This window comes from Vibrio fortis (genome assembly GCF_024347475.1).
GTDB lineage: Bacteria > Pseudomonadota > Gammaproteobacteria > Enterobacterales > Vibrionaceae > Vibrio > Vibrio fortis.
In genome coordinates this window covers 163,914-190,004 of record NZ_AP025487.1, presented here as the reverse complement: position 1 = coordinate 190,004, position 26,091 = coordinate 163,914, and the positions used below count along the sequence as shown (strand labels likewise).

At 41.8% G+C, this 26,091-nt stretch carries 30 protein-coding genes; 19 read left to right on the top strand and 11 right to left on the bottom strand.

The features are described 5' to 3' along the window. Positions 1 to 14: 14 nt before the first annotated feature. The 3 genes from OCV50_RS00870 to OCV50_RS00860 all read right to left on the bottom strand — a co-directional run bounded on the left by OCV50_RS00870 (position 15) and on the right by OCV50_RS00860 (position 1,902). The gene (locus tag OCV50_RS00870) at positions 15 to 854 is read right to left on the bottom strand and encodes a capsule biosynthesis GfcC family protein (RefSeq protein WP_261903454.1); all 840 of its coding nucleotides are present in this window, start codon (positions 852 to 854) and stop codon (positions 15 to 17) included. A gap of 18 nt (positions 855 to 872) precedes the next feature. Next, positions 873 to 1,547, bottom strand: coding sequence for a YjbF family lipoprotein (locus OCV50_RS00865; protein WP_261903453.1), 675 nt, complete (start codon positions 1,545 to 1,547; stop codon positions 873 to 875). A gap of 100 nt (positions 1,548 to 1,647) precedes the next feature. Beyond that, on the bottom strand, positions 1,648 to 1,902 hold the full coding sequence (locus tag OCV50_RS00860; protein ID WP_261903452.1) for a hypothetical protein: 255 nt from the start codon (positions 1,900 to 1,902) through the stop codon (positions 1,648 to 1,650). A gap of 281 nt (positions 1,903 to 2,183) precedes the next feature. Between OCV50_RS00860 and OCV50_RS00855 the strand changes: the two genes are divergently transcribed. From OCV50_RS00855 to OCV50_RS00835, 5 genes are all read left to right on the top strand, one after another. Next, positions 2,184 to 2,618 carry a rhodanese-like domain-containing protein gene (locus OCV50_RS00855; protein WP_261903451.1) on the top strand — a complete coding sequence of 145 codons (435 nt, stop codon included), beginning with the start codon at positions 2,184 to 2,186 and terminating at the stop codon, positions 2,616 to 2,618. A gap of 110 nt (positions 2,619 to 2,728) precedes the next feature. Beyond that, positions 2,729 to 3,196, top strand: a complete 468-nt coding sequence (secB, locus tag OCV50_RS00850) for a protein-export chaperone SecB (protein WP_032551186.1) — start codon at positions 2,729 to 2,731, stop codon at positions 3,194 to 3,196. Positions 3,197 to 3,343: 147 nt separating this feature from the next. Continuing rightward, complete coding sequence (gpsA, locus tag OCV50_RS00845; RefSeq protein ID WP_261903450.1) at positions 3,344 to 4,408, top strand: NAD(P)H-dependent glycerol-3-phosphate dehydrogenase; 1,065 nt, start codon at positions 3,344 to 3,346, stop codon at positions 4,406 to 4,408. A gap of 117 nt (positions 4,409 to 4,525) precedes the next feature. Beyond that, positions 4,526 to 5,347, top strand: coding sequence for a serine O-acetyltransferase (gene cysE / locus OCV50_RS00840; RefSeq protein ID WP_261903449.1), 822 nt, complete (start codon positions 4,526 to 4,528; stop codon positions 5,345 to 5,347). A 258-nt stretch (positions 5,348 to 5,605) separates the two neighbouring features. Then, on the top strand, positions 5,606 to 6,745 hold the full coding sequence (locus OCV50_RS00835; RefSeq protein WP_261903448.1) for a murein hydrolase activator EnvC family protein: 1,140 nt from the start codon (positions 5,606 to 5,608) through the stop codon (positions 6,743 to 6,745). A gap of 169 nt (positions 6,746 to 6,914) precedes the next feature. On the opposite strand, the gene OCV50_RS00830 is transcribed toward OCV50_RS00835, so the two are convergent. Beyond that, positions 6,915 to 7,550: a TetR/AcrR family transcriptional regulator gene (locus OCV50_RS00830; protein WP_261903447.1), complete on the bottom strand. Its 636-nt coding sequence runs from the start codon at positions 7,548 to 7,550 to the stop codon at positions 6,915 to 6,917. 110 nt (positions 7,551 to 7,660) lie between these two features. Next, a complete protein-coding gene (locus OCV50_RS00825; protein WP_261903446.1) occupies positions 7,661 to 8,824 on the bottom strand; it encodes a nucleotide sugar dehydrogenase in 1,164 nt (387 codons plus the stop codon). Positions 8,825 to 8,976: 152 nt separating this feature from the next. On the opposite strand from OCV50_RS00825, the gene rfaD reads away from it, so the two are divergent. The 7 genes from rfaD to OCV50_RS00790 are packed head-to-tail and all read left to right on the top strand — an operon-like array spanning position 8,977 to position 15,693. Further along, positions 8,977 to 9,918, top strand: a complete 942-nt coding sequence (gene rfaD / locus OCV50_RS00820) for an ADP-glyceromanno-heptose 6-epimerase (protein WP_261903445.1) — start codon at positions 8,977 to 8,979, stop codon at positions 9,916 to 9,918. Positions 9,919 to 9,973: 55 nt separating this feature from the next. Further along, positions 9,974 to 10,957: a lauroyl-Kdo(2)-lipid IV(A) myristoyltransferase gene (gene lpxM, locus OCV50_RS00815; protein ID WP_390905108.1), complete on the top strand. Its 984-nt coding sequence runs from the start codon at positions 9,974 to 9,976 to the stop codon at positions 10,955 to 10,957. Then, positions 10,957 to 12,186, top strand: coding sequence for an O-antigen ligase family protein (locus OCV50_RS00810; RefSeq protein WP_261903444.1), 1,230 nt, complete (start codon positions 10,957 to 10,959; stop codon positions 12,184 to 12,186). The genes lpxM and OCV50_RS00810 overlap by 1 nt, the downstream gene beginning before the upstream one ends. Continuing rightward, positions 12,186 to 13,241, top strand: coding sequence for a lipopolysaccharide heptosyltransferase II (gene waaF, locus OCV50_RS00805; RefSeq protein WP_261903443.1), 1,056 nt, complete (start codon positions 12,186 to 12,188; stop codon positions 13,239 to 13,241). The genes OCV50_RS00810 and waaF overlap by 1 nt, the downstream gene beginning before the upstream one ends. Further along, positions 13,235 to 14,518, top strand: coding sequence for a lipid IV(A) 3-deoxy-D-manno-octulosonic acid transferase (waaA, locus tag OCV50_RS00800; protein WP_261903442.1), 1,284 nt, complete (start codon positions 13,235 to 13,237; stop codon positions 14,516 to 14,518). The genes waaF and waaA overlap by 7 nt, the downstream gene beginning before the upstream one ends. Then, positions 14,502 to 15,305 carry a LicD family protein gene (locus tag OCV50_RS00795; protein WP_261903441.1) on the top strand — a complete coding sequence of 268 codons (804 nt, stop codon included), beginning with the start codon at positions 14,502 to 14,504 and terminating at the stop codon, positions 15,303 to 15,305. The genes waaA and OCV50_RS00795 overlap by 17 nt, the downstream gene beginning before the upstream one ends. After that, positions 15,298 to 15,693, top strand: coding sequence for an adenylyltransferase/cytidyltransferase family protein (locus OCV50_RS00790; RefSeq protein ID WP_261903440.1), 396 nt, complete (start codon positions 15,298 to 15,300; stop codon positions 15,691 to 15,693). The genes OCV50_RS00795 and OCV50_RS00790 overlap by 8 nt, the downstream gene beginning before the upstream one ends. Here OCV50_RS00790 and OCV50_RS00785 read toward each other — a convergent pair. After that, positions 15,690 to 16,382 carry a 3-deoxy-D-manno-octulosonic acid kinase gene (locus OCV50_RS00785; protein WP_261903439.1) on the bottom strand — a complete coding sequence of 231 codons (693 nt, stop codon included), beginning with the start codon at positions 16,380 to 16,382 and terminating at the stop codon, positions 15,690 to 15,692. The two genes, OCV50_RS00790 and OCV50_RS00785, sit on opposite strands and share 4 nt — an antisense overlap. Positions 16,383 to 16,483: 101 nt before the next feature. Between OCV50_RS00785 and OCV50_RS00780 the strand changes: the two genes are divergently transcribed. The 7 genes from OCV50_RS00780 (at position 16,484) to OCV50_RS00750 (ending at position 23,100) form a co-directional block, all read left to right on the top strand. Then, complete coding sequence (locus OCV50_RS00780) at positions 16,484 to 17,584, top strand: glycosyltransferase family 9 protein (protein WP_261904099.1); 1,101 nt, start codon at positions 16,484 to 16,486, stop codon at positions 17,582 to 17,584. Positions 17,585 to 17,623: 39 nt separating this feature from the next. Next, positions 17,624 to 18,391 carry a glycosyltransferase family 2 protein gene (locus OCV50_RS00775; protein ID WP_261903438.1) on the top strand — a complete coding sequence of 256 codons (768 nt, stop codon included), beginning with the start codon at positions 17,624 to 17,626 and terminating at the stop codon, positions 18,389 to 18,391. Then, the gene (locus OCV50_RS00770; protein WP_261903437.1) at positions 18,388 to 19,182 is read left to right on the top strand and encodes a glycosyltransferase family 2 protein; all 795 of its coding nucleotides are present in this window, start codon (positions 18,388 to 18,390) and stop codon (positions 19,180 to 19,182) included. Before OCV50_RS00775 ends, OCV50_RS00770 begins: the two co-directional genes overlap by 4 nt. Further along, on the top strand, positions 19,179 to 19,664 hold the full coding sequence (gene coaD / locus OCV50_RS00765; protein WP_261903436.1) for a pantetheine-phosphate adenylyltransferase: 486 nt from the start codon (positions 19,179 to 19,181) through the stop codon (positions 19,662 to 19,664). The genes OCV50_RS00770 and coaD overlap by 4 nt, the downstream gene beginning before the upstream one ends. Then, positions 19,661 to 20,602 (top strand): glycosyl transferase family 90, encoded by a 942-nt coding sequence (locus tag OCV50_RS00760; protein WP_261903435.1) that lies wholly within the window; start codon positions 19,661 to 19,663, stop codon positions 20,600 to 20,602. Before coaD ends, OCV50_RS00760 begins: the two co-directional genes overlap by 4 nt. A gap of 128 nt (positions 20,603 to 20,730) precedes the next feature. After that, positions 20,731 to 21,102 carry a diacylglycerol kinase gene (locus tag OCV50_RS00755; protein ID WP_261903434.1) on the top strand — a complete coding sequence of 124 codons (372 nt, stop codon included), beginning with the start codon at positions 20,731 to 20,733 and terminating at the stop codon, positions 21,100 to 21,102. A gap of 9 nt (positions 21,103 to 21,111) precedes the next feature. Then, positions 21,112 to 23,100 (top strand): LTA synthase family protein, encoded by a 1,989-nt coding sequence (locus tag OCV50_RS00750; protein WP_261903433.1) that lies wholly within the window; start codon positions 21,112 to 21,114, stop codon positions 23,098 to 23,100. Between the two features lie 29 nt (positions 23,101 to 23,129). Here the strand turns inward: OCV50_RS00750 and mutM are convergent, their stop codons facing one another. The 5 genes from mutM to radC form a co-directional block, all read right to left on the bottom strand. Further along, entirely contained in the window at positions 23,130 to 23,939 is an 810-nt protein-coding gene (gene mutM / locus OCV50_RS00745) for a bifunctional DNA-formamidopyrimidine glycosylase/DNA-(apurinic or apyrimidinic site) lyase (protein WP_261903432.1), read from the bottom strand. Positions 23,940 to 23,976: 37 nt separating this feature from the next. Continuing rightward, positions 23,977 to 24,474 carry a hypothetical protein gene (locus OCV50_RS00740; RefSeq protein ID WP_261903431.1) on the bottom strand — a complete coding sequence of 166 codons (498 nt, stop codon included), beginning with the start codon at positions 24,472 to 24,474 and terminating at the stop codon, positions 23,977 to 23,979. A 178-nt stretch (positions 24,475 to 24,652) separates the two neighbouring features. Continuing rightward, a complete protein-coding gene (gene rpmG, locus OCV50_RS00735; protein ID WP_002535344.1) occupies positions 24,653 to 24,820 on the bottom strand; it encodes a 50S ribosomal protein L33 in 168 nt (55 codons plus the stop codon). Positions 24,821 to 24,833: 13 nt separating this feature from the next. Beyond that, positions 24,834 to 25,070 (bottom strand): 50S ribosomal protein L28, encoded by a 237-nt coding sequence (rpmB, locus tag OCV50_RS00730; protein ID WP_004728407.1) that lies wholly within the window; start codon positions 25,068 to 25,070, stop codon positions 24,834 to 24,836. A gap of 291 nt (positions 25,071 to 25,361) precedes the next feature. Next, a complete protein-coding gene (radC, locus tag OCV50_RS00725) occupies positions 25,362 to 26,036 on the bottom strand; it encodes a RadC family protein (protein WP_239842240.1) in 675 nt (224 codons plus the stop codon). Positions 26,037 to 26,091 lie beyond the last annotated feature (55 nt).

Here is a 26,091-nt window from a genome sequence, read left to right as displayed (position 1 = left end):
TTGATTAGCAGACATTACAAATTAACCTTATGACGTAGAAGTTCGATAATATTTTGATTCAAAGTTGAAAACTCAGAAGGTAGCGAATCAAAAGCAATAAACAGAATTGCACCAGGAGCGAAATAAGCTTGCTTGCTATTCCAATAGGCGTAGCTTATTTCATCCACATGACCATCAGGTTGAATGACGAATGCTAAGCTTTTGTCCGCGTTCTCCAGCAACTCACCTTTTGGAAGCATAGAGAGGTAGTTATCTAACTGGCCATGTTCAATCAACTTAAGTTTGTGTGCCTGCTTAACAGCCCCAACTAAAATCAAATTGCTTGATCTTTGAGTTAGATACAAATCAAAGCGTTGCGCCTGGTTTGGCTTACCTGATTCGACCATGTTCCCTATTAAAAGCGATATATTTTTTGAACGTAAGAGCGGATTTTTCTCTGGTTGTGAGATCACTGCGTTTCTATCTAAATCGACAAAGTAACGCGCTTGGTAATCAAAAGACTCCAATTGTGCAGCCACATATTTTACTTGCGGTTCTTGCAGCACTAGTTGATTCAGCTGTTCAAGTACTTGCGCTTTTAACTTATCAACTTGCTGTTGTGCATTACGATCAAACAGTTGTGCTGATAGTGGAAAGTAGCCTAACGCACCGTTCTCATTCGCGTCATCTAACACTTGTTCAAGGCGAACGGGCTGAGTGTAATTAAGGGTAACTCCCTGGACTGGAAGCTCAACGCTTAGTTGTGTTTGGGCTTGTACTTCTAAAGAAAGGGCATGCGCAACACTTGATAAGAATAACGAAGAACAAAGCGAAGCCAATACGGTACGTTTACCGAATTTCATTAATGATTTCATACTGTTTATCACCATCGATTAGTTCGCTTGATAAGGCTTAAGTAGGGTTAGCTCTAAACGAGTCATATCTGGGCCAAGATACTGAACCGTTTTCACTACCTTACCCTGGCTATTTACCCAATATTCATTTTCTATCTGCTCGCTAAGCGCTGGATAGCTCACTTGTTCGATAAATTTATTTGTTTCAATCGAAGCTAATGGTGTTTGCACTGTTTCTTTGTTTACATAGGTACGTACAATATTCGCACTGTATCCAAATCGGTAATCTGGCTGCCAGTCATAAGTAGCTTGCCACTGTTGCACTTTGGGTTGTGCTGATAAATCAAAGCTTGGCACCAATGCATTTGTTGGTTTTGCTGCTAAGCCTGATAGGTTCTCATAAGGCAGCAACAGAGTTTGAACCACACGGCCATTTTCAGTCACAATTATCGCTTTGTCAGAAGACATCCATTTTAGTTGCTCAGCACCAGTTTCAGGGTTCTGCCCAACAAAAGCCAAAACCATAAATATTTTACCTTGATCTTCAATCTGCGCGTAAATGCTGGCGTAAGGCAGGTCTTGGATATATTCAGCTGTGGTAGAAACGTCAGCATCTCCAAACATAGCTTCATTAAAAGTGGTGTTTAAGTCTTGGAACTGCTGGGAGCATCCCGCAAGCAACAAACCTAAAGAGGCGATAAGAGGTTTAATCATGACTGTTTTTAGCTTCCTAGCGATGTTTGAACACACTGATGTAAAAAAAAACCACTTTATGTTTGCACATAAAATGGCTTTTGTACTACTACACAATCACTTACTTAGTTGTAGTAGTTGTTGTAGCGCCGCCCTCGTTAGAAGCTACTGCTACTGCTGCGCCCACTGCTACTGCTGCAGTTGTTACTGCTACAGTTGTCGCTGTACCTGCTGCTGCACCCGCTGCAGCCGCACCACCTGCAGCTGCACCGCCAGACCCAGCACCAGCGCCTGCTGCGGCTGCAGTTTCACCTGCAGCGAAAGCCGCACCTGAGAAGCTAACAGCTAGTGCTGCTACTAAAGCAATCTTTTTCATAATGATTCCCATAAAATATAAACGTTTATATTCAGAGGCTAAGCTTCAACCTCTATCCGTTGTTCAGCTTAAACAACCAGTTGATCATCATAGTGAATAAGTGTGTACAAGTAAATGCATAAATTCTAGACAGAAACTGCTTTATTCCACGCCTTTACTCACAACCTTTGGCTTCTTCTGTATTCTGTAATCCTTTATCGCTATAATCCAAAACCATATACCAAAGTGACCTCAAGATGCTTGGGTATAGTTTCTAGCCCCAAACGACAAGAGTTTAAGATATGCAAGAGTTAGTACCCTTTATTCAAGAGAATATGATTTTAGCCATCGTATGGATTGGCTTAGTGGTTGCCATCATTATGAATGTCATCAAAGCATCGAATGCGGCTTACAAAGAGATCACCGCAGCGCAAACCACACAACTAATGAACCGTGAAAATGGCATTGTGGTTGATATTCGTACTAAGGATGAATACAAAAAAGGTCATATTACTGACGCACTTCACATTTTGCCTTCAGATATCAAAGCAAATAACTTTGGTAGCCTTGAAAGCCATAAAGCAGACCCAATCATTGTGGTATGTAAAACAGGTCAAACCGCTCAAGAAAGTGCAAACCTACTAACGAAAGCAGGGTTTGAAAACGTGAGCCTACTAAAGAATGGCCTAGTTGCTTGGAGTGAAGCGAACCTACCTTTAGTTAAGGGTAAAAAGTAACTCTTAGTAGCACTGTTATTAATAAAAAAAGTTATCTATATACTCGTTTTTCAGGCTACGTAACTCAATTTTGATTACGGAGCCCAATGTAAATTTTTAAGGACAAGAAAATGGCTGAAGCAGCACCTCAAGAAGCACAACAAAACTTCGCAATCCAACGTATCTTCCTAAAAGACGTTTCTTTTGAAGCGCCAAACTCACCAGATATGTTCCAAAAAGAGTGGAACCCAGATGTAAAACTGGATCTAGACACTCAAAGCCGTGAACTTGGCCAAGGCGTTTACGAAGTAATCCTACGTCTTACTGTGACAGTTAAGAACGCAGAAGAGACAGCGTTCCTATGTGAAGTACAACAAGGTGGTATCTTCACTGCAAGCGAAATGGAAGCTGGCCAACTGGCACACTGCCTAGGTGCATTCTGCCCGAACATCCTATTCCCATACGCTCGTGAAACTATCTCTAGCTTAGTGGTTAAAGGTACGTTCCCACAACTGAACCTAGCACCAGTTAACTTCGACGCTCTGTTCATGAACTACCTACAAAACCAAGCTCAACAAGCTGAAGGCGAGCAAGCTTAAGTTATACAGGGCTTAATGCCACATAAAACTTAATCTAACCGTTTAAAAATGCACAGCGCGACTTAATGCGGTGTGCATTTTTTATATTTTCGGTATATTCAGTAGACAGATACTCCTTTCATTTCCTCAAGACTTTCAGGTGGAAGCATGACAGACACAACTCGCACTAATGATATCAGTGACGCTTATGATAGAAAGAGCGTTTATGGCAAAGAGATCGCCATGACGGTGATTGGCGCTGGTTCCTACGGCACTTCTTTAGCGATTTCTCTTGCACGTAATGGTGCCAACATTGTGCTTTGGGGCCATGAACCTGAGCATATGGCTCGCTTAGAAGCTGATCGCGCTAACCATGAGTTCCTGCCAAACATCGACTTCCCAGAAAGCTTGATTATCGAATCAGATCTAGAGAAAGCTGTATCTGCAAGTCGCGATCTACTTGTAGTGGTACCAAGCCATGTATTTGGCATTGTTCTGAACAGTTTAAAATCTCACCTAAAAGCAGATTCACGTATCTGCTGGGCAACTAAAGGGTTAGAGCCAGAAACAGGTCGTCTACTAAAAGACGTTGCTCATGACGTACTTGGCGATGGCTATTCACTAGCAGTCCTATCGGGTCCTACATTCGCCAAAGAGCTTGCTGCAGGTATGCCAACTGCGATTTCAGTTGCTTCACCAGACCAAGATTTCGTAAAAGAGCTGCAAGAGAAGATTCACTGCACTCGTACCTTCCGTGTATACGCGAATGATGATTTCATTGGCATGCAACTAGGCGGTGCGGTTAAGAACGTTATCGCAATTGGTGCAGGTATGTCTGATGGTATTGGCTTTGGTGCAAATGCTCGTACTGCATTAATCACGCGCGGCCTAGCTGAAATGTGTCGCTTAGGCGCTGCTCTGGGCGCAAAACCAGAAACCTTCATGGGGATGGCAGGTTTAGGCGATTTAGTCCTAACTTGTACCGATAACCAATCACGTAACCGTCGCTTCGGTTTAGCCTTGGGTACCGGCAAAGATGTCGATACCGCACAGGAAGAGATCGGCCAAGTTGTGGAGGGTTATCGCAATACCAAAGAGGTTTGGCTATTGTCTGAACGTATGGGTGTTGAGATGCCAATTGTTGAACAAATTTATCAAGTGTTGTATCAAGGGAAAGATGCACACTTAGCAGCGCAAGATCTGCTGGCTCGAGATAAGAAATCGGAAGGTTAAGAGCAGATTCGAGTGACGAGATACGAGATTCGAAGAGCAAAAGCTTTTCTCATCTTTTAGATCTTCGCCACTCGTTTACTCTCATCTCGTCACTTGCTTTAAGAATGGATAGTAAAAATGAAACACTGTGAACAACAAAAAGTCTGGCAATGCATTGTAAAGGAAGCTCGAGAGCAATCTGAGCAGGAGCCTATGCTTGCGAGTTTTTATCATGCGACCATCATCAACCATGACAGTCTCGGTGCTTCGTTAAGTTATATCCTGGCAAACAAACTAAAAACTGCTTCTATGCCAGCGATGGCGGTACGTGAAGTGGTGGAGCAAGCCTTTGCTGAAGACCAATCAATTATTGATGCGGCGGCTTGTGATATTTGCGCAACCGTGACACGAGACCCGGCGGTAGAGATGTACTCTATGCCGTTGCTCTACCTAAAAGGTTATCATGCCCTACAGGGCTATCGCGTCGCAAATTGGTTGTGGCGACAAGGCCGTATTGCTCTTGCTACTTACCTTCAAAACCAGATTTCAGTGGCGTGCCAAGTGGATATCCACCCGGCTGCACGCATTGGTAAGGCAATCATGCTCGACCATGCAACCGGTATTGTGATTGGTGAAACCGCCGTTGTTGAGAACGATGTCTCTATCCTACAAGATGTAACTTTAGGTGGTACAGGCAAAGAAGGTGGCGATCGTCACCCTAAGATCCGTGAAGGCGTAATGATTGGTGCAGGTGCGAAGATCTTGGGTAACATTGAAGTCGGTGAAGGTGCGAAGATCGGATCTTGTTCTGTGGTGCTGCAAGCAGTTCCTGCTCATACTACGGTTGCAGGTGTACCAGCTAAGATTGTCGGTAAGCCGAAAACCGATAAGCCATCCCTGGATATGGACCAAGGGTTTAATGGACGCTCTCAGAACTTTATTCATGGTGATGGGATTTAAGAGCGGATGAGAGATTTGAGTAGCAGGATGTGAGCAGAATAAAAGCGGATACGGGACACGAGTAAACGAGTGATGAAGAGCCAAAATACAAGAACAGGTTTGTTCAAATCTCGTACCTTTCATCTCGTCACGGCTCTTTAGCTCTTCGTATCGCGAATCTCGTTTACTCGTATCTGCTTTTAAAGTATCTGGAATCTCTATCTCCACATAGATAGCTCTATTAACTATAAGTAATTTAATGAGTAGGCTGTAACTTAGATGACAAAAACAATGAAAAAAATTAAAGCTATAAGCGGCCTTATTTTACTTTCTAGTGCTATGTTTTCTATCTCTACTCATGCAGCTTCCCAAGGCGAGCTGAAGGGTGTTAAGAGCGAGATCTCTCGCCAGCAACAAGCTCTATCTTCTCAACAAAAAAAACTGGATAGCCTGCAGGCCAACCTCAAGAAGCAAGAACTCTCTATCGCTTCATTAGAGAAAGACATCAAGGAAAGTAAGAAGCAGCTTGCTACCGCTAACGCTAACGTTCAGCAACTCAACAACAAGATTCAAGCGCTTACCACTCAGAAGCAAGTCCACACCCAAAAGCTTGAACAACTTATTCAAACTTACTACATGACACGTCGTGCTAAAGCCTCTTCACACATTCTGAATACAGGTGTAGAAGAAGATCGTATTAGCCACTATTACCAGCATTTAGCCAAAACACGCACAACGACGATTAAAGCGATTGAGCAAACTCAAACCGAACTTGAAGAAAGCCAACGTCTTCGTAAAGCAGAGCAGGAACAAATTGCTAGCCTACTCAAACAACAAACCACCAAACGAGACCAACTCGCTAAGACTCAAGCTCAGCGTAAGAAAACCGTCGGTAGTATCAAGAAAAGCATCTCTGGTGATCAAAACTATCTTGCAGAACTGCAACGTAACGAGACTCGCCTAAAAGCAGAGATTGCCAAAGCAGAAAAAGCCGCTCGTGAAAGGCGTAATGCTGTTCCTATGGATGGCTTAGCAAAACGTAAAGGCAAACTGCCATGGCCAATCAAAGGTAAGGTGCTGCACAACTACGGCACCCGTCAAACCGGACAAATTAACTGGAAAGGCATGGTGATTAACGCGAGCTATGGCCAGCAGGTAAAATCTGTCTATTCTGGAACCGTAGTATTTGCTGAATACCTACGTGGCTATGGCTTAGTTGTACTACTTGACCACGGTAAAGGTGATATGACTCTATATGGTTTTAACCAAGCCCTCTTGAAGAAAGAAGGTGATAAGGTAAAAGCGGGTGAAGCCATCGCGCTGGCCGGTGATACTGGTGGTCAGTCTCGCCCATCGCTCTACTTTGAGATCCGCAGAAACAGTCAAGCTCAGAATCCTAAGAGTTGGTTGGTGAGGTAAGAGCGGATGCGAGTAAACGAGATGAGAGATACGAAGAGCAAGAAGAGCAGATAAGGACGACGAGATACGTGTAACGAACAGCACACTGCTCTTATTCTCTTCGCATCCCGTTTACTCGAATCTCGTATCTGCTTCAAAAGCATCCCGAATCTCGTTACTCTCGTCTGCCCTACCCATTCAACGCTCGAACGCCATCTTCCAACAGTGTTAACTGCTCAAAACCTTGAGTGGTTGCGATAGGTTTCACGACTGCGATCATCTGTAGCATGCCTTGGTGAACCACTTGCTCTGTGATCTGTGTTTTTGGCGACATCGCAGATTGGTAAGCCAGCCAGCTCGACGCAATAAGGTGCAGAGAAGTAACCATAGATTTCATCTCTTCTTCAGAAGCTTTCAACAAATTCAAATCCACAAATGCACGCATGATCGCGATTAGGTTTGATTGCAAACGCTCTTGCACTGCCATGTAATCATTGTGCAACTGCTCGTCGCGAGACAAAATTTCAGGAAGGTTGGCGTAGAAGAAACGGTACTTCCACATTAAAGTGAAGATAGAGTCCAAGTAATGTTTAAGTAGCGTTAAGCTCTCTTGCTGACCTTGGATTGGGGTAAAGCGTTCTAGAAGTTCCGCGGAATATAGAGTGAAGATATCACGCACAATTTCTTGCTTGTTGCGGAAATGGTAGTAAAGGTTACCTGGGCTGATTTCAATATGTTCAGCAATATGGTTGGTAGTAATACTACGCTCGCCGTGCTCATTAAATAGCTCTAGCGCCGCATAAACGATCTTGTCACGTGTCTTCATTTCTATTTCGAATCCCTATCTGTTTAGATAGTTAGTATATCGCCCCTAAACAGATAGATCGAGCCGTTAACATCTGGTCGGTTTAGCTCTCGCAAGGCATAAAGTTAGAACTAGTCGCTACCGAATAAGTCTCGGGTATAAACTTTATCTTCTACATCTTTGATTTCATCAACCATACGGTTAGAGACAATTACATCACTCACAGCCTTAAACTCACCAAGGTCACTGTAAACTTTCGAGTTAAAAAAATGCTCTTCGTTCAGCACAGGCTCATATACAACCACTTCTATACCCTTTGCTTTCAACCGCTTCATAATGCCCTGAATAGAAGAAGCTCGGAAGTTATCAGAACCCGTTTTCATGATCAGCCGATAGATACCAACAACCTTAGGCGAACGTTTCATGATCGATTCTGCAATGAAGTCTTTGCGCGTTCGGTTCGCATCGACAATCGCACCAACAATGTTATTTGGCACATCTTGGTAGTTAGCCAGCAACTGCTTAGTATCTTTAGGTAAACAGTAGCCGCCGTAACCAAATGAAGGGTTGTTATAGTGATTACCAATTCTCGGGTCTAACCCCACCCCTTCAATGATCTGTCGCGAATCTAATCCGTGAGCTTCAGCGTACGAGTCCAACTCATTAAAGTAAGAAACACGCATTGCAAGATAGGTGTTAGAAAACAGTTTCACCGCTTCAGCTTCTGTGGAATCAGTAAATAGAACCTCGATATCTACCTTCTCAGCACCTTCAACCAATAAGTCTGCAAATACCTTTGCGCGCTCTGAACGTTCGCCAACAATAATGCGTGATGGGTGCAAGTTGTCGTATAGTGCTTTTCCTTCACGTAAAAATTCAGGAGAGAAGAGGATATTCTCACATTCTAATTCTTGCTTGATGCGAGCAGTGTAACCAACCGGTACTGTTGATTTGATGATCATTACAGCATCAGGGTTAACGCTCATTACATCTTTAATGACAGACTCAACAGAGCTGGTATTGAAATAATTAGTGGTAGGATCGTAATCAGTTGGGGTCGCAATGATGACAAATTCAGCGTCTTGATAAGCTGTTTTGTCGATCGTCGCTCTGAAGTTCAATGCCTTTGTCGCTAAGAAGTGCTCTATTTCAGCATCCACAATAGGAGACTGCTTGTTGTTCAACATCGCCACTTTTTCTTCGACAATATCTACCGCTACCACCTCGTGGTGTTGAGCCAATAACATTGCATTTGAGAGCCCTACATAGCCAGTTCCGGCAACCGCAATCTTCATGATATTACCTATAAACTCGAGTTCGCTAACTCAATAAAATTCAAAACTAATCTTCTCATATCATACTCTGGTTGCGGAATTATTCCACTAGCCCGTATTGTTCATTCCTTGCTATACTCGCGGTAGTTTTATATTCAAAAGAGTGGGAAAATATGATTATCGTAACTGGTGGTGCTGGCATGATTGGCAGCAATATTGTGAAAGTACTCAACGAAGCTGGCCACAACGATATTCTAGTCGTCGACAACCTAAAGAACGGTAAGAAGTTCAAAAACCTTGTTGACCTAGACATTACTGATTACATGGATCGTGACGATTTCCTAACTCAAGTTATGGCCGGTGATGACTTTGGCAATATCGAAGCTATTTTCCACGAAGGCGCATGCTCTGCGACAACAGAGTGGGATGGTAAGTACATGATGCTTAATAACTACGAGTACTCTAAAGAGCTACTACATTACTGTGTTGAGCGTGAGATTCCATTCCTTTATGCCTCTTCGGCAGCAACTTACGGTGAAACAGATACTTTCATCGAAGAGAAAGAGTACGAAGGTGCATTAAACGTATACGGCTATTCTAAGCAACAATTCGACAACTATGTTCGTCGCCTTCAAGCAGATGCTGCAGCGCATAACGAAACACTTTCGCAAATCACAGGCTTCCGCTACTTCAACGTTTACGGCCCTCGTGAAGAGCACAAAGGCAGCATGGCTTCAGTCGCTTTCCACTTAAACAACCAAATGAATGCGGGCGAAAACCCAAAACTGTTTGCTGGTAGCGAAACATTTAAACGTGACTTTGTTTACGTTGGTGATGTAGCCGCAGTGAACCTTTGGTTCCTAGAAAATGGTGTTTCGGGCATTTTCAACCTAGGTACCGGCAATGCAGAGTCTTTTGAAGAAGTAGCAAAAGCGGTAATTAAGTACCACGGTAAAGGTGAGATTGAAACTATTCCATTCCCTGAGCACTTAAAAGGTGCATACCAAGAGTTTACTCAGGCAGATCTGACTAAGCTACGTGCAGCTGGTTGTGACATCGAATTTAAAACCGTGGCGCAAGGCGTTGCGGAGTATATGACACTACAAAACCAGTAGTATTAATACTCAACAATAACAGCGGCTTGGATAACGAGCCGCTGTAGCCGTGATTATGACTGAAAGAAACGATTTTGATCCTAAAGCTTACAATCCAACATTTAACCGAAGCTTTCTAGCGCCCAAATTTTGGGGAACTTGGTTAGGCGTGATTGTGGGTCTTCCGCTTGCCCTACTACCTCTAAAAGCCCAAAAGTGGCTCGCCAAAACAATTGCAGCTAAGCTCGCCAAATCTCAAAAAGGTCCCGCTCATCGCAGTCGAGTGAACTTTGAACTGTGTTTCCCAGAAAAGTCGTTTGAAGAACGTGAAGCGTTAATTGAGAAGACTCTTTTTACTGCTTCGCTGTTCTTTATTCGTTTTGGGTTGTTGAGTTTAAAGCCCGCATCTTGGCTAACAAAACGTTGCAACATAAAAGGCTTAGACATTCTTCAAGGCCATATCGAGGCTAACGAGAATGTCATTTTAATGGTGCCCCATTCTTGGGCCATCGATGTTCCTGCAATACTCCTTGCATCAATGAACATGCCTGTTTCTGCAATGGCGAAAAAGCAGAAGAATGACGTATCGGATTGGCTTATGCATAAACAACGAGTCCAGTATGGTGGACGTGTTTATGAACGCTCTGGTGGCATCAAGCCATTCCTTAAATCGATTCGAGATGGCTACATTGGTTATTATCTACCAGATCAAGATCACGGTCCTGAGCACAGTGTCTTCGTTGACTTTTTTGCGACAAGAAAAGCGACCTTGCCAGGCTTAGGTAAGATCGCAAAATTGTCCAAAGCTAAAGTTCTTCCTCTTTTCGCTTCAATGAACACAGAAGATGGTTCATTTGATATCGAAATCTTGCCTGCCTTTGAACTAGATAAAGGTGAAGAACAAGATGCGAGAACAAGCAATCAAGCTATTGAGTACTTTGTAAAAGATAAACCTGAACAATACATGTGGGTGCTACAACTACTGCATTCGCAAGAAGATGGTAATAACTATTATAATCTATTTAAGCCAAGATATAATAACGACTGGAAAAACAATTAATGAAATCAGTTATACATATAAACAGCCTAAGTTCACTCTTATTTGGTTGTTTTTTCACTTTGTTGCTTGTGACAGGTGATAGTTATAAGCTAGCCGCTATTCCATTAGCCATGTTAGCATTATTAACAATCCCAATAACCATAAAATCATTCAAGTCAAAATATATCAGAGCATCTTCTATTTCTTTATTAGGTTACTTTATTGTAACTTTGCTATCTTTTCTTTTTTATGGAGGTGATGCAAGTAATTTAGATATGCCTAGTAGGGTTGTCCTGGCTTCTTGTGTTATGGCTCTAGCTTACACTTATCCGCCGTCTATCCGTGTTCTAATGTTCTCCATTTGTTTTGGGGCGATATCTGCTGGTGTTATTTCTGTATATCAATACCTTGATACTGGAGAAAGAGCATTAATCGATAATGGATATATGGTTATACAAGCGGGTGGTATAGCTGCGGCTCTCAGCGTATTATCTATAGTGGTATTTATATACACTATGCAACATCGGGATAAGGTGTTGCAAATCACTTCTATCGCAGCAATAGCACTAGGTTTTACGGCTGTTCTATTGTCTGGAGCTAGAGGAGCTTGGTTGCCACTTCCATTTATTGTGTTGTTCCTTATTGTTCATCATCGTAAGATGTTTTCCAAACGAGCTAAGCTGTACTCCATAATCATGGTTTCTGTCATTGTCGCGTTTTCATATACGAGCATTCAATCGCGAATAGAATCTACCGTTAGTGAGATAAATAACTATCAACATAATGATGCAAGGGGTTCATCAGGCGCTAGGCTAGAAATGTGGAAGTCGGCTCTATATTCTGGAATAGATAAACCTATTTTCGGCCAAGGTTTTAGTGGGGTCAAAGAGGCAAAGAAACTTCAAGTTTCGGAAGGGTTAGTTGATAAAGTAGTACTACACTACAACAGAGCTCATAACCAGTTTTTTGAAGAACTACAAACAAAAGGACTAATCGGGGTCACCATAATACTTTTATTCTTTGGTACTCCTCTAATACTACTTGCAAAAAAATATCGAAATTCACCAAAAGACAGTAATACTTATTACCTCTCACTAATGGGCATTGTGCATATTCTTTCTGTAATTGGTTTTTCAATGACACAACATTATTTAGCTCATCACTCAGGGATTATATTTTATTCATTTGGAGTAGCTATTTTTGTTGGCATGTCATTTAGTCCAAATATCACTACGAAGGACACTGACTGATGAACATATTGATTATCGGCCCATCGTGGGTTGGAGATATGGTAATGTCTCAATCTCTCTATACTGTTCTAAAAGAGATCTATCCAGATAGCCAAATAGATGTCATAGCTCCGGCTTGGTGCAAACCTATCTTAGAACGGATGCCAGAGGTCAATCAGGCCATCGATATGCCTATCGGTCATGGCGAGTTTAATCTGCTCGGACGCAGAGCCATTGGTAAAAGCTTAAAAGAAAAACACTACGACCACGCGTACATACTGCCTAAATCAGCTAAGTCAGCTCTAATACCTTGGTTTGCAGACATTCCTGTTCGAATTGGATGGAAAGGGGAAATGCGTTACGGGCTATTGAATGACTTGCGCCCAAACATGAAGTCTTTTCAATACATGGTTGAAAGGTATGTCGCATTAGCATATCCAAATTCGGATATGGTTGATTCAACCTCCCTTGGAGGATTGGATTCTTTACCTCGACCAAATTTGTTCGTTGATGAAAAAATCCAAAGCACAACAATTGCCAAATTTGGTTTAACAACAAATGCAACTGTACTCGGCTTATGTCCAGGCGCAGAGTTCGGGCCAGCAAAAAAATGGCCTGAAAAACATTATGCAGAAGTTGCAACGACAATGGCAAAAGCAGGTAATCAAGTTTGGCTTTTTGGTTCACAAAAAGATATCGATACTTGTAACAATATTAGAGCTCTCGTACCGCAAGAAAATCAACAGCAAATACATGTTCTAGCGGGGCAAACAACTTTAATCGAAGCTGTAGATTTGCTCGCAGCATGTAAAACTGTCGTTGCCAATGACTCAGGGCTAATGCATGTCGCTGCAGCTGTCGGTTGTAATGTTGTAGCTGTTTATGGTTCCACTTCACCAAAGTACACCCCTCCTCTCGCTCAAAAAGTTGAGATCGTACATACAGATATTGACTGCCGACCATGCTTTAAGCGTGAGTGTGAATTCAGTCATCTAAAATGCTTAACAAAGTTATCCCCTAAACAAGTACTCAATAGTATCCAAAAACTTGAAGCAATATCGGTTACCCCATGCTAATCCGATCTTTTTATACACTAGTTTTAGCGCTAGCTGCTCCATTTTTGTTGTTTGGTTTGTATAAGAGCAAACCTAACAAGCCCAGATTTGGGTCTCGTTGGAAAGAACACTTTGGATTAACACCAAAACTCAATTCAAAACAGCGTCCAATATGGATCCATGCGGTTTCAGTTGGTGAAAGCATTGCGGCAATCCCCCTTATTAAAGAGCTGAAAAAACAATCACCGGCACAACCGATTCTTGTTACAACAACTACGAGCACTGGTGCCGAACAAATTGCCAAACTAGGTGACCTAGTAGAGCACCGCTATATGCCTATTGATTTCAGCTTCGCTGTGAAGGGATTTCTAGCTGCGGTAAATCCTCAAAAAATGCTGATTATCGAAACAGAACTTTGGCCAAATACGCTAAACCTTGTCAATAAAGCTGAAGTCCCAATTACCATAGTCAATGCTCGTCTCTCAGATAAATCATGCGCAAACTACGCTAAAGTACAACCGCTGTTTAATCTCATGCACTCCAAGCTATCAAATGTGCTTTGTCAGACTGAAGCTGACGCAATGCGTTTTAAGCAACTTGGCGTAGCCGAAAAAAAGCTAGAAGTAACTGGATCAATCAAGTTTGATATTAAAGTACCTGATAATGAAATAGATGAAGCAGATAAGCTAAAAGAATCAATTGGCTATGACCGACCTACCTGGATAGCTGCAAGCACTCATGAGGGTGAAGATGAGCAAATATTAAAAGTACATCGTGAGTTGTTACGTACATATCCAACCGCCGTACTTATTCTAGTTCCGAGGCACCCTGAACGCTTTGAAGATGTGTATCAGTTATGTAAACACTCCTCATTCAATGTAATGAAACGAACATCAACACATAGCATAACATCAGATATACAAATTTATCTTGGTGATACAATGGGAGAAATGTTAACGCTCATTGGCGCTTCCGACATTTGTTTCATGGGTGGCAGCTTAATTGGGAATAAAGTCGGCGGTCATAATTTACTAGAGCCCGCTATTTTGGGCAAACCTTCGATCATAGGCCCTAGCTACTATAATTTCTCTGATATTACCGATAGCTTGTCATCATGCGGAGGAGTGAAAGTAGTATCCCAAAGTTCAGATATACCACATTCACTGATTACGCTTTTTCAAAATCCATACGAACTTGCTAAGTCTGGTGAGCAAGCCTTCAACTTTGTAATGAGTAATCAAGGGGCCATTGCAAAAACCATTAATAGCCTAGAGAAAGATTATGAACCAAACTCGTGAATTGCAGTTACATCAAATAAAGATATTAAAGCAAGTCATTCAATTGTTTGAAGACGAAAACTTAACCTATTTTGCCATAGGGGGTACCGCATTAGGGGCAGTAAGACACAAAGGTTTTATCCCTTGGGATGATGATATCGATATCGGCATGCCACGTAAGGATTATGATAAGTTTCTAACGCTACAAGATAAACTTCCAGATAACCTGTTTATACAGAACTATCATACTGAGAAAGAGTATTCTCTATACATAACAAAAGTTAGGGACAAAAATACATTATTTGTTGAAGAAAGAATGAGTGACTTTAACATTAATCATGGCATCTTTATTGATGTGTTTCCATGGGATGAAGTCCTGGAAGATGCAACAACTCAGAAGAAATGTATTGACCATTCTGCTCGTAAGTTTAGACGGTGCTTAATTACTCGAGAAAGAAAGAAAAACTTAGCTAAGCTTATAAAAACCTTTTTTTATAAGTTCATGTATGGTTTCAAGTCTTCCAATCATCAGTACCAAGCAATAGACAGTGCACATCGAATGTACAATGGTAGGAAAACTGGTATCTTAGGTAATGCACCATTTAAAGATGCCATACACATTGATGACCTCTATCCTTTACAGTACTTACCGTTTGAAGATATGAAAGTTGCATGCCCCAAAAATATTGAAAAGTATCTTAAAAATAAGTACGGGGACTATATGAAAATCCCAGAAGAGAAAGATAGAATTTGCCATAACCCAATAGAAGTTTCTTTTAACCTAAGCAAGGAAAGTCACGATGTCTAAGCGAATTATCACCTTTGGAACATTTGATGTCTTCCATATTGGCCATATAAACATACTCGAGAGATGTGCTAGTTTAGGGGACACTTTGATTGTTGGTGTGTCTAGCGACGAGCTAAACTTTTCAAAAAAAAATCGTAACCCGATTTATGACCAAGAAAGCAGAGTAAAAATCATCCAATCTTTGAAATTCGTAGATGAAGTTTTTGTAGAACACTCTCTAGAAAAAAAACGAGAGTATATCGAATTTTTCAAAGCTGACATATTAGCGATGGGTGACGATTGGAAGGGTAAATTTGATGAGTTTAGTGACATATGTGAGGTTGTTTACTTCCCTCGGACTCCATCTATTTCTACTACTGAGATCATAGAAATTACAAAGAAAATTTAAGCTATCAACCAATCCCAATTTGAATCATCCCAGTGAATATTCAGCTTAGCTTTTTCTTTGTCAAACGATCTTTTTAGTCTATTCCAATTACCTTGCTTCCAGTCGTTACCCTTTTGCTGGAAGCATTTATCAAAATCAATGATCCAAACCTCACCCTTATCATCTATTAGAATGTTATGAATATTCAAATCGGTATGATTAACTTGTGACGCATGCATCTTACGTATTTCGGCACCGATTTTTTTACAAACATCTTGAGAAAGAGGGCCATCCTGTAAGATTGTCACTAAGTCTCTAGCGTTAGGGATTTTTTCACTCAAAAGGTCAGCTTTATAGGTAAGACTACTTTTCACTACTCTAGCAGCAATCGGCTTCGGCACATTCACACCTGACTGCTGGAGCACTTTCAAGAGTTCAAACTCTTGATAACTTCGGGTTTTCTTATCACCAAAGTAAAAGTAGCTATCTTCGACTAATTTACCAAATAGTCCACCACGGCGATAATGACGCAGTGCTGCTTGAATAGTGTCTAATTCAACAAACCAAGTTGTGCCACGACCAGTCGCACTTCCGATTATCCTATCTTGCTGCTGCCAGTACTCGGCATCAAAGGCATACTTTACCTGCTCTGCTGAAATTAGTAATTCATCAAACCAGATCACCTGATCGTCAAAGTTAAGCGTTTGCATCCTGTCTATCTACCTACTTAATAACCTAGTTTTATTTTACATTCCACTAGCCCAACTGCATAATTCTTATTAACCAATTTGATAGAGTTCCCCTAATGCTATTGTTTGAACCTGCCCCTAAATCACTATGTATTTTAAGATTATCTGCAATTGGTGACGTATGTAATACCATCGCCACCGTTCAAGCAATTCAAGCTCACTGGCCACAGACTAAGATCACTTGGATCACGGGGAAGCTTGAAGCTCAATTACTTGCTGCTATCGAAGGAATAGAGGTTCTCATCTTCGATAAGAATGCTGGATTTGAAGGGTATAACACGCTTTGGAAACAATTAAGAGGCCGTGAGTTTGATGCATTACTGCATATGCAATATGCACTCAGAGCAAGTTTTGCAACACTCGGAATTAAAGCGAAGTACAAACTTGGATTCTCTTCTGACCGTAGCCAAGACTTTCAAACTTTGTTCACCAACGTCAAAGTTCCTTCACCAAGCTCTTTGCATGTTGCGGATGGTTTAATGGCGTTTGCCCATCAAATTGGTGTGCCTCAGTCAAAACTTACTTGGTCACTGTCGTACTCAGAGCAAGATGCTCACTGGGCAGAAACTAAGATCTCAGAAACTAAGATCTCAGAAACTAAACTCTCGAAAACTCAGCGCCAAGCTGATAAGCCGAATCTATTGTTGGTCCCGGGGGCAAGCAAAGCTTATAAGAACTGGAATGCAGAAGGTTATGTTGATGTTATCAACCACGCTCGAGAGAAAGGCTGGAATGTCATCTTAGCGGGTAGCCCAGCGAAAGTAGAAGTCGACTTAGCTGAACGCATTCAATCTTTACTTACAGAACCTTGCTTAAACTTGGTTGGAGAAAGCTCCATCATGCAAATGCTGGCACTGATTGATAAGGTTGAGATGGTGATTGCACCAGATACTGGTCCTGCTCATATGGCAAGTGCAATGCAAACCCCGATTATTGGCTTGTATGCTCATCATAACCCTATCCGTGTTGGTCCTTATAATTATTTGAAATACGCCGTTTCAGTGTATGAAGAGACCATTTTTGCAGAGACTGGAAAAACCAGCCAAGAGCTAAGCTGGCGAACGCGAGCAAAAGATGAAAAAGCGATGAACCGTATCACGAGTGATCGTGTCATGGTTATGTTTGATCAAGTCATAGAAGATTTGTATCCCCAATATCAGTAAACTCCCCCTAATATAAGATTGTTTAAGAAGGAAACCAACTTGTCTAAACCCACTTTAGCCGTTGCCTTAATCGTGAAAAATGAAGAGAAGCACCTACAAGCTTGTCTAGACACAGTGAAAGATTGGGCTGATGAGATTGTCCTACTTGATTCAGGCAGTACTGATCGCACTGAAGCAATCGCCAGACAATATACCGACAAATTTTACACCAACTTGGAGTGGCCAGGATTTGGCAAACAGCGCCAACTTGCTCAGCAATACGTCACTGCAGATTATGTGCTTTGGTTGGATGCCGACGAACAAGTCACGCCAGAGCTGAAAGAAAGCATTTTAAAAGCCGTTGAGAATGACGAGCCAAACACACTGTACAAAGTGAATCGTCTGAGTGCCGCGTTTGGTAAGTTTATCTATCACTCAGGATGGTCACCAGATTGGATCGTTCGTCTCTACCGCACCAGTTACACCCACTACAATGATGCTTTAGTGCATGAAAAAGTCGAAGATAAAGGCTTTGCAATCAAGAAACTGGATGGCAGATTACACCACTATACGTACGAACACCTCCATCATTACATCAACAAAACCACAGGTTACCTAAAAGCTTGGACAGACGAGCGAGAAGGCAGGAAAAAATCCAGTCTCAGCACGGCAATCACCCATGCATTAGCCAGCTTTTTGAAGATGTACATTCTTAAGCGTGGTTTTCTTGATGGTAAGCATGGCTTCATCCTTGCGTGGTTAAGCATGCATTCTACCTTCGTTAAATACATCGACTTATACTTACGCGAACAGGCGAAAAAACAATGAAAACAACTTTAATTATTACCACTTATAACTGGAAAGAAGCCTTAAAATCCGTGTTAGAAAGTGTAAAGCGCCAAACCGTTTTGCCTGATGAAGTTATTGTGGCAGATGATGGTTCTCGTGAAGATACCAAAGCAATGATTGACCAAATGCGTGAAGGTTTCCCGGTTCCACTGGTACACAGTTGGCATGAAGACAATGGCTTCCAGCTTTCTATGAGTCGAAACCGTGCAATCACCAAAGCATCAGGCGATTACCTAATCATGATCGATGGCGACATGGTATTGTCACAAACCTTTATTGAATCCCACAAACGCGTGGCAAAACCAAATTGGTTTGTTCAAGGTGGTCGAGTTCTGACTGACGAAGCGTGTAGCCGTGAAATTATGGAAAACGAATTGGTTCCTTCTGTGTTTAGCAAAGGGATCCGCAACCGTAAGAACTGCATAACAAACTCACTGCTATCGAACTGGTTCTCATACGAACGCAACAACGATAAGGCAACTCGCGGCTGTAATATGGCGTTTTGGCGACAAGATGTTATCGAGGTGAATGGCTTCAACCAAGATTTTGTCGGTTGGGGACGTGAAGACAGCGAATTTGTTCATCGCATGCTTAACTCCAACAAGTCACGTCTTTACCTAAAATTTGCTGGCGTTGGTTACCACCTTTATCACGTGGAGAACTCTCGTGGCTCTTTACCCGAGAATGATGCAATCCTTGAAAATACCATTAAACTTCAGCTAACACGTTGCACTAACGGTATTGACCAATTTATGGAAAGAGAATCATGAGTAAGACGGTAATTTACCCAGGCACTTTTGACCCGCTAACGAATGGTCACTTAGATTTGATTGAAAGAACGGCCTACATGTTCGAGCATGTCATTATTGGTGTCGCTGCAAGCCCTTCAAAGAAAACCATGTTTACTCTTGCAGAACGAGTAGACTTAGTCAGAGCATCTTGCCTACACTTAAATAACGTGTCGGTAGTTGGTTTTGACGGACTATTGGTCGATTTTGCTGAAGAGCAAAAGGCCAACGTTCTTATTCGAGGTTTGCGTACAACGATGGACTTTGAGTATGAGTTTGGCCTGACAAGTATGTACCGCAAATTACTGCCAGGGCTAGAAAGTATATTTCTGACACCCGCAGAAGAGTTTGCCTTTCTTTCATCGACTATAGTTAGAGAAGTGGCGATACACGACGGAGATATTACTCCATTTGTCCCTAAACCTGTCAGTGATGCAATGTTAACTAAGCTTAAAGGCTCATGAAAAAATTAAAGTACTACTTATCCAATGGCTTCTTAGCTGTATTGCCTTCTTTGTTTTTTAGATTGTCAGCAAATATTTTGCTGAGTCAAAAATATAAATACGCCGAAGACTCATTAAAAGAAAGAGTAGATTATTACTGCAAGATAAACTCTCAATGTTCTCTGTCTAAACAAGATACTACTCAAGTCAAAGATTTTAAAAAAACGGGTGGCAGCGCATATTACTTTGACCTTTTGAAAGTGATTAAGTGTTTTCCACGGCAGTCTCGCTTTAAGTATGTCAATGGTGACGTGACCGATGTACCTGATGAACCTAGTTTTCTAAAGAGCCGTCCCATCGAAGGCAATAATACCAATTCCGTATTATTGAAACTCAATGCTGTTAGACATTACCTCTTCATCGAAGGTGATAAGCCTTATGAAGAGAAAAAAGATCTATTAGTTTGGCGAGGCACCGGATTTAGACCAAACCGTAGAACCTTGCTTTCTAAGCATTTTAATAATGACCGATGTAATGTAGGTCGAGTTGATACACAAGACAAAGATCCAGAGCAACTCAGCTATGTGACACCTCCTATGACCATTTCAGAGCAACTTGAATATAAGTTTATTTTAAGCTTAGAAGGGATGGATGTAGCGACAAACCTAAAATGGATTATGTCATCAAACTCACTATGCTTTACTCCGAAGTTAGTGTACGAGACTTGGTTTATGGAAGGAAAACTACAAGCAGGTGTTCACTTCGTAGAAGTGCAAGATGATTTCTCTGACCTGGATGAAAAGATGGATTATTACCTTGCGAATCCACAAGAAGCAAAGAATATAATTAGCAATGCAAGTCAATGGGTTGAACAGTTTAAAGACCAAAAAAAAGAAAGGCTAATCTCTCTACTAGTTGCTCAAAAATACTTTACTTACACACAAAGCTGTCATCAGTAGCTCAAAGATATTGTCTACAACATGAAGACATGAGAAACAGGGTTCCATTTCAAATAACTCAACGACTCTCAGTGCTGTTTTTATAGTGTGGTATCATTTGTAACAAATTTGGTTGGTAAACATAGAAAATGACAAACTCATTCAACAAACCTGGCGATACCGGACTCCGAAGAGTCATCAAAGCAACTGGCTACTCAATAAAAGGCTTAAAGTCAGCTTTTAAAAGTGAAGCTGCCGTAAGACAAGAGCTAACACTTTGTGCGATTTTTATTCCAGTAGCGTTCTACCTCAACGTAAGCAAAATAGAGACTATTGCATTAGTCGGCTCTCTTGTATTGATATTTATACTCGAACTAATTAACTCCGCTATTGAAGCTGTTGTCGATAGAATAGGTCCTGAACACCATGAGCTGAGTGGTAAAGCCAAAGATATAGGTTCAGCGGCTGTAATGGTTGCTATCTTCTTCGCGATTTTCACCTGGTTCTTAATATTAGTTTAAGTTTGATTTATGTTTCAGAATAACGTTAAAAAAATCACACGAATAGTTTGGCTCCAAGTTGCTTTATTTGCTCTTTTACTATCACTATTTCGTCAAGTTTTCACCCTTCTAATTGGTGACATCAATACTATATATCAAATCTTACCAGACTATATCCAATCTGCTTTTATCGGTTTGCGGTTTGATTTAAGAGTCGCCACCATTGCCTTTGCACCGCTACTTTTATTAGGCCTAACACTTTCCGGATCTAGGTTTTTTAAAGCTGTTGATACGATAATTCCTTACTATTCATACGTAGTGTATTTTTTAGGCATCTCTGTATCAATTGGTAATTACTATTACTACAAAACGTATAGCAATCACTTTGATATTTTCATGTTTGGCCTTGTTGAAGATGATACTGCAGCTGTGCTACTCACAATGTGGCAAGATTATCCCATCATTATCATGTCTATATTGTCACTCCTTATTGCGACAGTTTTGCTCAAGTTAACAACTAAAATGTGGAGCAATATAAACTTGAAGACATGGCCACAACGAAGTGGATTGGTCACCGTTGGTATGCTTGTTCTCACCATTGCTGCCTACTTTGTTCTGGCAAGAGGCTCAATCGGTACCTTTCCACTTAAGCAATATCATGCCAATGTTTCAAGTTATGAAGTTCTGAATAAGGTCACGCCTAATGCTTTTCTTGCATTAGATTGGGCTAAAAGTGCTCATAAGAAAAGCGCCACCTTTAAACCAGTGTCACAGCCAATATACGAGCAGCAAACTAAAGAAGTATTAGGCCAAGAGCACCCTATCTATCGAACAGAGAATAACCCATACCTTGAGCAGAACAAACCCAATGTCGTATTTGCATTGATGGAAAGTATGGGGACAAACTTACTTGTCGAAGATAATGGAAAAACCACAGATCTATTAGGATCATTTAGAACACATTACGAAAATGATTTTAGTTTTGAACGATTTCTACCTGGCACAGGTGGTACAATAAACAGCATTGTAATGATGCTATTTCACAGCAATGTTAATTCAATCAGCCATGGTCAAGAACAGAAAACGCCACTATCAGGCTCGGCGTTCCTGCCTTATAAAGAAGCCGGATATAAAGTAATCTACATTACTGGCGGAAGCCCACTATGGCGTAACCTTAAGTATTACATGCCCGTACAAGGCGTTGATGAGTTTTATTCAGAAGAAGACATTTACAACGCACTTCCAGAGTCCGCTGAGTATGCAAGCACATGGGGCGCACCCGATGAGTTTACCTTCAAGTTTGCAGAAAAATTACTAGAAGAAAATACGCAACCGGTGATGATGATGATCCAAACGCAAACCAATCATCCTCCTTACCAAATCCCTAGCAATTATACGCCAAAATCCATCGAAGTTAGTGATTATGCGATGAAGAAAATGTCTTTGAGTGAAGAGAACTCTAGAAAGATTTATGAAACGTATCAGTACTCTTCTAATGCTCTAGGTGATTTTGTTGGTAGCATAAAAAGAAGCGATCTGAATAAGAATACGATTATATCTGCTTCTGGTGACCATCGCTTACGCAACTACTCCATATCCTATCCGAAGGATCTTGGTGTTGCTCACGCTGTGCCATTTTACCTTTATGTCCCACAGGCTATATTGGAAAATTCTAGCTATCAGTATCAAGCTAATCGCGTAGGCTCTCACCGAGATATTTTTCCTACATTGTACAATTTCAGCTTATCTAATGCTGAGTATGTTTCTTTAGGTGGTCGCAACCTATTAGCAACAACAGACTCTGAAAAGCCTTATGCTTACAGTAGTGGAGTAACGTTCACTTCACAGGGGGTATATCATCGCGCGAATGCCAAAGAGCTTTACCCTTGGAAAGATAGCTCTAGTCTCGAAGTCAAACATGAGCCCATACCAAACTCAGCACCAAATATAGATGTTGAATATTCAAAATTACAGAGCATGTTCATCAACTCGCAAATGAAAGGGTTTACAGCACAGTAGAGACAAAAGGGAGCAGATAGCTCCCTTTCCTATTTTTGACACTCCCCACAAAAGAACGTATTCCGTTGCCCAATTTTCTGTTCTTGGAGAGCTTCACCACAGTTTGGACAAGGTTCTCCAGCTTTACCATAAACTTGTAGCTCTTGTGCAAAGTAGCCAGGCTTACCGTCAGCTTGAGCAAAATCTTTGAGTGTGGTTCCGCCTTGCTTGATAGCTGTCGCAAGAACTTGCTTGATCTCTTGAGTCAGAAGATCCCACTCTGCTGCAGTGATCTTATTGGCAGCTCGAAGTGGGTGAATTCTTGAAGCGAACAGTGCTTCATTGGCATAAATGTTCCCTACACCGACTACGACTTTGTTGTCCATGATGAACTGCTTAACTGGAACACGACGCTTTGTCGCAAGCTTTGTTATATATGGCGCATTAAAAGCCTCTGTCAGCGGCTCTGGGCCAGCACCTAGCAGTACTGGGTGTGTTTCATCGACAGAACTCCATAACCATGCACCAAAACGGCGTGGGTCGTTGTAGCGCAGTACTTTGCCATTAGTTAACTTTAGATCGACGTGATCGTGTTTGCCTGCGGCTATTTCTGCATCTAACACGCGTAAAGAACCAGACATCCCTAGATGAACAATTGCATTGCCTACATCCGTCTCAATAACCAAATATTTTGCACGGCGAGAGATCGCTTTAATCACCTTTCCCTCTAACTGTTTGAGCTCTTGAGGGATATCCCAACGAAGTTTAGGCGTGCGGAAAGTTAAGGTCGCGATAGTTTGCCCAACTAAGTGTGGGGTTATTCCCATACGACTAACTTCAACTTCAGGTAACTCAGGCATAGAACAGTTCCATTATTGTGATCATTGAATAATAAGGCTAAGGCACCAAATACTCAGCTTCAACCGACACCGCTAGCCACTTACCTTGCCAGTTTTTTAGGAGCCAAAAATCCGGTAGTTGATAGTACGTGATGCGCTGTGGTTCTTCTTGATTTTGGTACCACACCTCAATGGTTTGTGGCGACGTCAGAGAAGCGCTAAGCGATTGATATATCTCATTGTCTACTTCGGTACCGACAAGTTGTTGCCAGCGTTGTGAGAGGGTTTGAGCGCTTGGTTCGGTAAGCTCTAGAGGCTGACCTTGCGATTGATACAGCCATTCTCCATCCTCCAATACGATAGACCATTGAGAGAAGTGCATTGCAGTAATTTGATCGGACGGGTTGAGTAAGTATGGAAAACCACTTTCAGACGTGACTTCAGCTTCTGGCTCTAGCAAGTAGGTTTTGATGATCGTCGGCAGGTTGAGTACCCCAATAAAGGCGATCACACTCAACATCAAAATGTTATTCCATCGGCGACCACGGTATCTCATGACTTTACTCACAACTAATCTGAACGAAGAAAGCTCAGTATAGCGTGAAAATGTCGAGAGATTCTATGTGATGGGTACAAGGGTGCACTTGAAGCAAATTTTAGGTATAAAAAAACCCAGCGATAAGCTGGGTTTTTCAATTCTTTCTTCTACTTAAGAAGAGCCAAAAAAGCATCAATTACTTGATTTTCGCTTCTTTGTACATAACGTGTTGGCGAACTACTGGATCAAACTTTTTGATCTCAAATTTGCCTGGCATGTTACGCTTGTTCTTGTCAGTTGTGTAGAAGTGACCAGTACCTGCAGAAGATACTAGACGAATTTTCTCACGAATGCCTTTAGCCATTGCTTAATTCCTCTTAAACGTTTTCGCCGCGTGCACGGATATCAACAAGAACAGCATCGATGCCTTTCTTATCAATGATACGCATACCTTTAGCAGTTAGACGTAGTTTAACAAAACGTTTTTCGCTCTCTACCCAGAAACGATGAGTTTGTAGGTTCGGCAGAAAACGGCGCTTAGTAGCATTGCGTGCGTGTGAACGGTTGTTACCCGTTACTGGACGCTTACCAGTTACTTGGCATACTCGGGACATGAATGTCTTCTCCAATCGTTTCAGCTCGATATCAACCTTGGTGGCCGAACCTCTCTATCTGTAAAAAATAGAAGGTAAAAACCGTTATGGAAAACCCATACAAGGCTATCAAAGGTCGCGCATTATACTAACTTGACGCGCATTGCTCAAGACCCGAACAGATCCTTTTTAAGGATTTCGTGATCTTTTTTTGTGCAACACAGCTTGCTTGAGTAATCAGAGCTGATTTAAGGTCTAAAAATGTGGGCGAATCATAGCAGATTTCTAGCAACTAACAAGCCAAAATGTGATTCAAATCCACCCACGTTCAGCAAAAGAGACCACTTCGCCGTCGCCAACCACGAAATGGTCAAGCACCCTAATGTCCACCAGCGCCAATGCATCGCTCAATCTGCGTGTAATTCTTCTGTCTGCTTGGCTTGGCTCTGCAACGCCAGATGGGTGATTGTGAGCTAATATCAGCGCGGCAGCATTGTGGAACAGAGCCCGCTTAACCACTTCTCTCGGATAAACCGATGCGGCATCAATGGTGCCTTCGAACATCACCTCATCTTTAATCACTCGGTTCTGATTGTCTAAAAACAGAATATAGAAGGCTTCGCGTTGGCGATCCCTTAAGACACTCGAAAGATAGAGTTTTGTGTGGGTCGGACTTGTCAGTGCATCGCCTCGGTTTAACGTCTCTGCCAGATAACGCTGCGTCATCTCAAGCACGGCCTGCAGTTGAACATACTTGGCCTGCCCTAACCCTTTATGTTGGCAAAACTCTTTCTCTGAAGCCGAAAACAACTGGCGAAGCGACCCAAAATCTTGGATAAGAAAATCAGCCAACTCGATAACGTTCATGCCTTGGGTGCCGGTCCGCAGAAAAATCGCGAGTAACTCGGCATCTGACAGCGCTTGTGGTCCGCGTTGCAACAGTTTTTCTCTGGGCATGGAATCGTTGGGCAAAGCTTTGAGTATCATTAGGCGGCTCTGTTGATGAATAAGCCCCTATTGAACAAAATAAAAAAACGAAAGT

What these genes read in the sequence shown, in the direction of transcription:
- rfaD (WP_261903445.1), top strand. Translation starts at nt 8,977, where the DNA reads ATGATTATCGTAACTGGTGGTGCTGGCATGATTGGCAGCAATATTGTG.
- OCV50_RS00795 (WP_261903441.1), top strand. Translation starts at nt 14,502, where the DNA reads ATGAACCAAACTCGTGAATTGCAGTTACATCAAATAAAGATATTAAAG.
- OCV50_RS00790 (WP_261903440.1), top strand. Translation starts at nt 15,298, where the DNA reads ATGTCTAAGCGAATTATCACCTTTGGAACATTTGATGTCTTCCATATT.
- OCV50_RS00785 (WP_261903439.1), bottom strand. Translation starts at nt 16,382, where the DNA reads ATGCAAACGCTTAACTTTGACGATCAGGTGATCTGGTTTGATGAATTA.
- rpmB (WP_004728407.1), bottom strand. Translation starts at nt 25,070, where the DNA reads ATGTCCCGAGTATGCCAAGTAACTGGTAAGCGTCCAGTAACGGGTAAC.
- coaD (WP_261903436.1), top strand. Translation starts at nt 19,179, where the DNA reads ATGAGTAAGACGGTAATTTACCCAGGCACTTTTGACCCGCTAACGAAT.
- OCV50_RS00750 (WP_261903433.1), top strand. Translation starts at nt 21,112, where the DNA reads ATGTTTCAGAATAACGTTAAAAAAATCACACGAATAGTTTGGCTCCAA.
- OCV50_RS00865 (WP_261903453.1), bottom strand. Translation starts at nt 1,547, where the DNA reads ATGATTAAACCTCTTATCGCCTCTTTAGGTTTGTTGCTTGCGGGATGC.
- gpsA (WP_261903450.1), top strand. Translation starts at nt 3,344, where the DNA reads ATGACAGACACAACTCGCACTAATGATATCAGTGACGCTTATGATAGA.
- waaA (WP_261903442.1), top strand. Translation starts at nt 13,235, where the DNA reads ATGCTAATCCGATCTTTTTATACACTAGTTTTAGCGCTAGCTGCTCCA.
- OCV50_RS00835 (WP_261903448.1), top strand. Translation starts at nt 5,606, where the DNA reads ATGACAAAAACAATGAAAAAAATTAAAGCTATAAGCGGCCTTATTTTA.
- secB (WP_032551186.1), top strand. Translation starts at nt 2,729, where the DNA reads ATGGCTGAAGCAGCACCTCAAGAAGCACAACAAAACTTCGCAATCCAA.
- OCV50_RS00770 (WP_261903437.1), top strand. Translation starts at nt 18,388, where the DNA reads ATGAAAACAACTTTAATTATTACCACTTATAACTGGAAAGAAGCCTTA.
- lpxM (WP_390905108.1), top strand. Translation starts at nt 9,974, where the DNA reads ATGACTGAAAGAAACGATTTTGATCCTAAAGCTTACAATCCAACATTT.
- OCV50_RS00740 (WP_261903431.1), bottom strand. Translation starts at nt 24,474, where the DNA reads ATGAGATACCGTGGTCGCCGATGGAATAACATTTTGATGTTGAGTGTG.
- OCV50_RS00870 (WP_261903454.1), bottom strand. Translation starts at nt 854, where the DNA reads ATGAAATCATTAATGAAATTCGGTAAACGTACCGTATTGGCTTCGCTT.
- OCV50_RS00830 (WP_261903447.1), bottom strand. Translation starts at nt 7,550, where the DNA reads ATGAAGACACGTGACAAGATCGTTTATGCGGCGCTAGAGCTATTTAAT.
- rpmG (WP_002535344.1), bottom strand. Translation starts at nt 24,820, where the DNA reads ATGGCTAAAGGCATTCGTGAGAAAATTCGTCTAGTATCTTCTGCAGGT.
- OCV50_RS00760 (WP_261903435.1), top strand. Translation starts at nt 19,661, where the DNA reads ATGAAAAAATTAAAGTACTACTTATCCAATGGCTTCTTAGCTGTATTG.
- radC (WP_239842240.1), bottom strand. Translation starts at nt 26,036, where the DNA reads ATGATACTCAAAGCTTTGCCCAACGATTCCATGCCCAGAGAAAAACTG.
- OCV50_RS00755 (WP_261903434.1), top strand. Translation starts at nt 20,731, where the DNA reads ATGACAAACTCATTCAACAAACCTGGCGATACCGGACTCCGAAGAGTC.
- OCV50_RS00855 (WP_261903451.1), top strand. Translation starts at nt 2,184, where the DNA reads ATGCAAGAGTTAGTACCCTTTATTCAAGAGAATATGATTTTAGCCATC.
- OCV50_RS00810 (WP_261903444.1), top strand. Translation starts at nt 10,957, where the DNA reads ATGAAATCAGTTATACATATAAACAGCCTAAGTTCACTCTTATTTGGT.
- waaF (WP_261903443.1), top strand. Translation starts at nt 12,186, where the DNA reads ATGAACATATTGATTATCGGCCCATCGTGGGTTGGAGATATGGTAATG.
- OCV50_RS00860 (WP_261903452.1), bottom strand. Translation starts at nt 1,902, where the DNA reads ATGAAAAAGATTGCTTTAGTAGCAGCACTAGCTGTTAGCTTCTCAGGT.
- cysE (WP_261903449.1), top strand. Translation starts at nt 4,526, where the DNA reads ATGAAACACTGTGAACAACAAAAAGTCTGGCAATGCATTGTAAAGGAA.
- OCV50_RS00825 (WP_261903446.1), bottom strand. Translation starts at nt 8,824, where the DNA reads ATGAAGATTGCGGTTGCCGGAACTGGCTATGTAGGGCTCTCAAATGCA.
- mutM (WP_261903432.1), bottom strand. Translation starts at nt 23,939, where the DNA reads ATGCCTGAGTTACCTGAAGTTGAAGTTAGTCGTATGGGAATAACCCCA.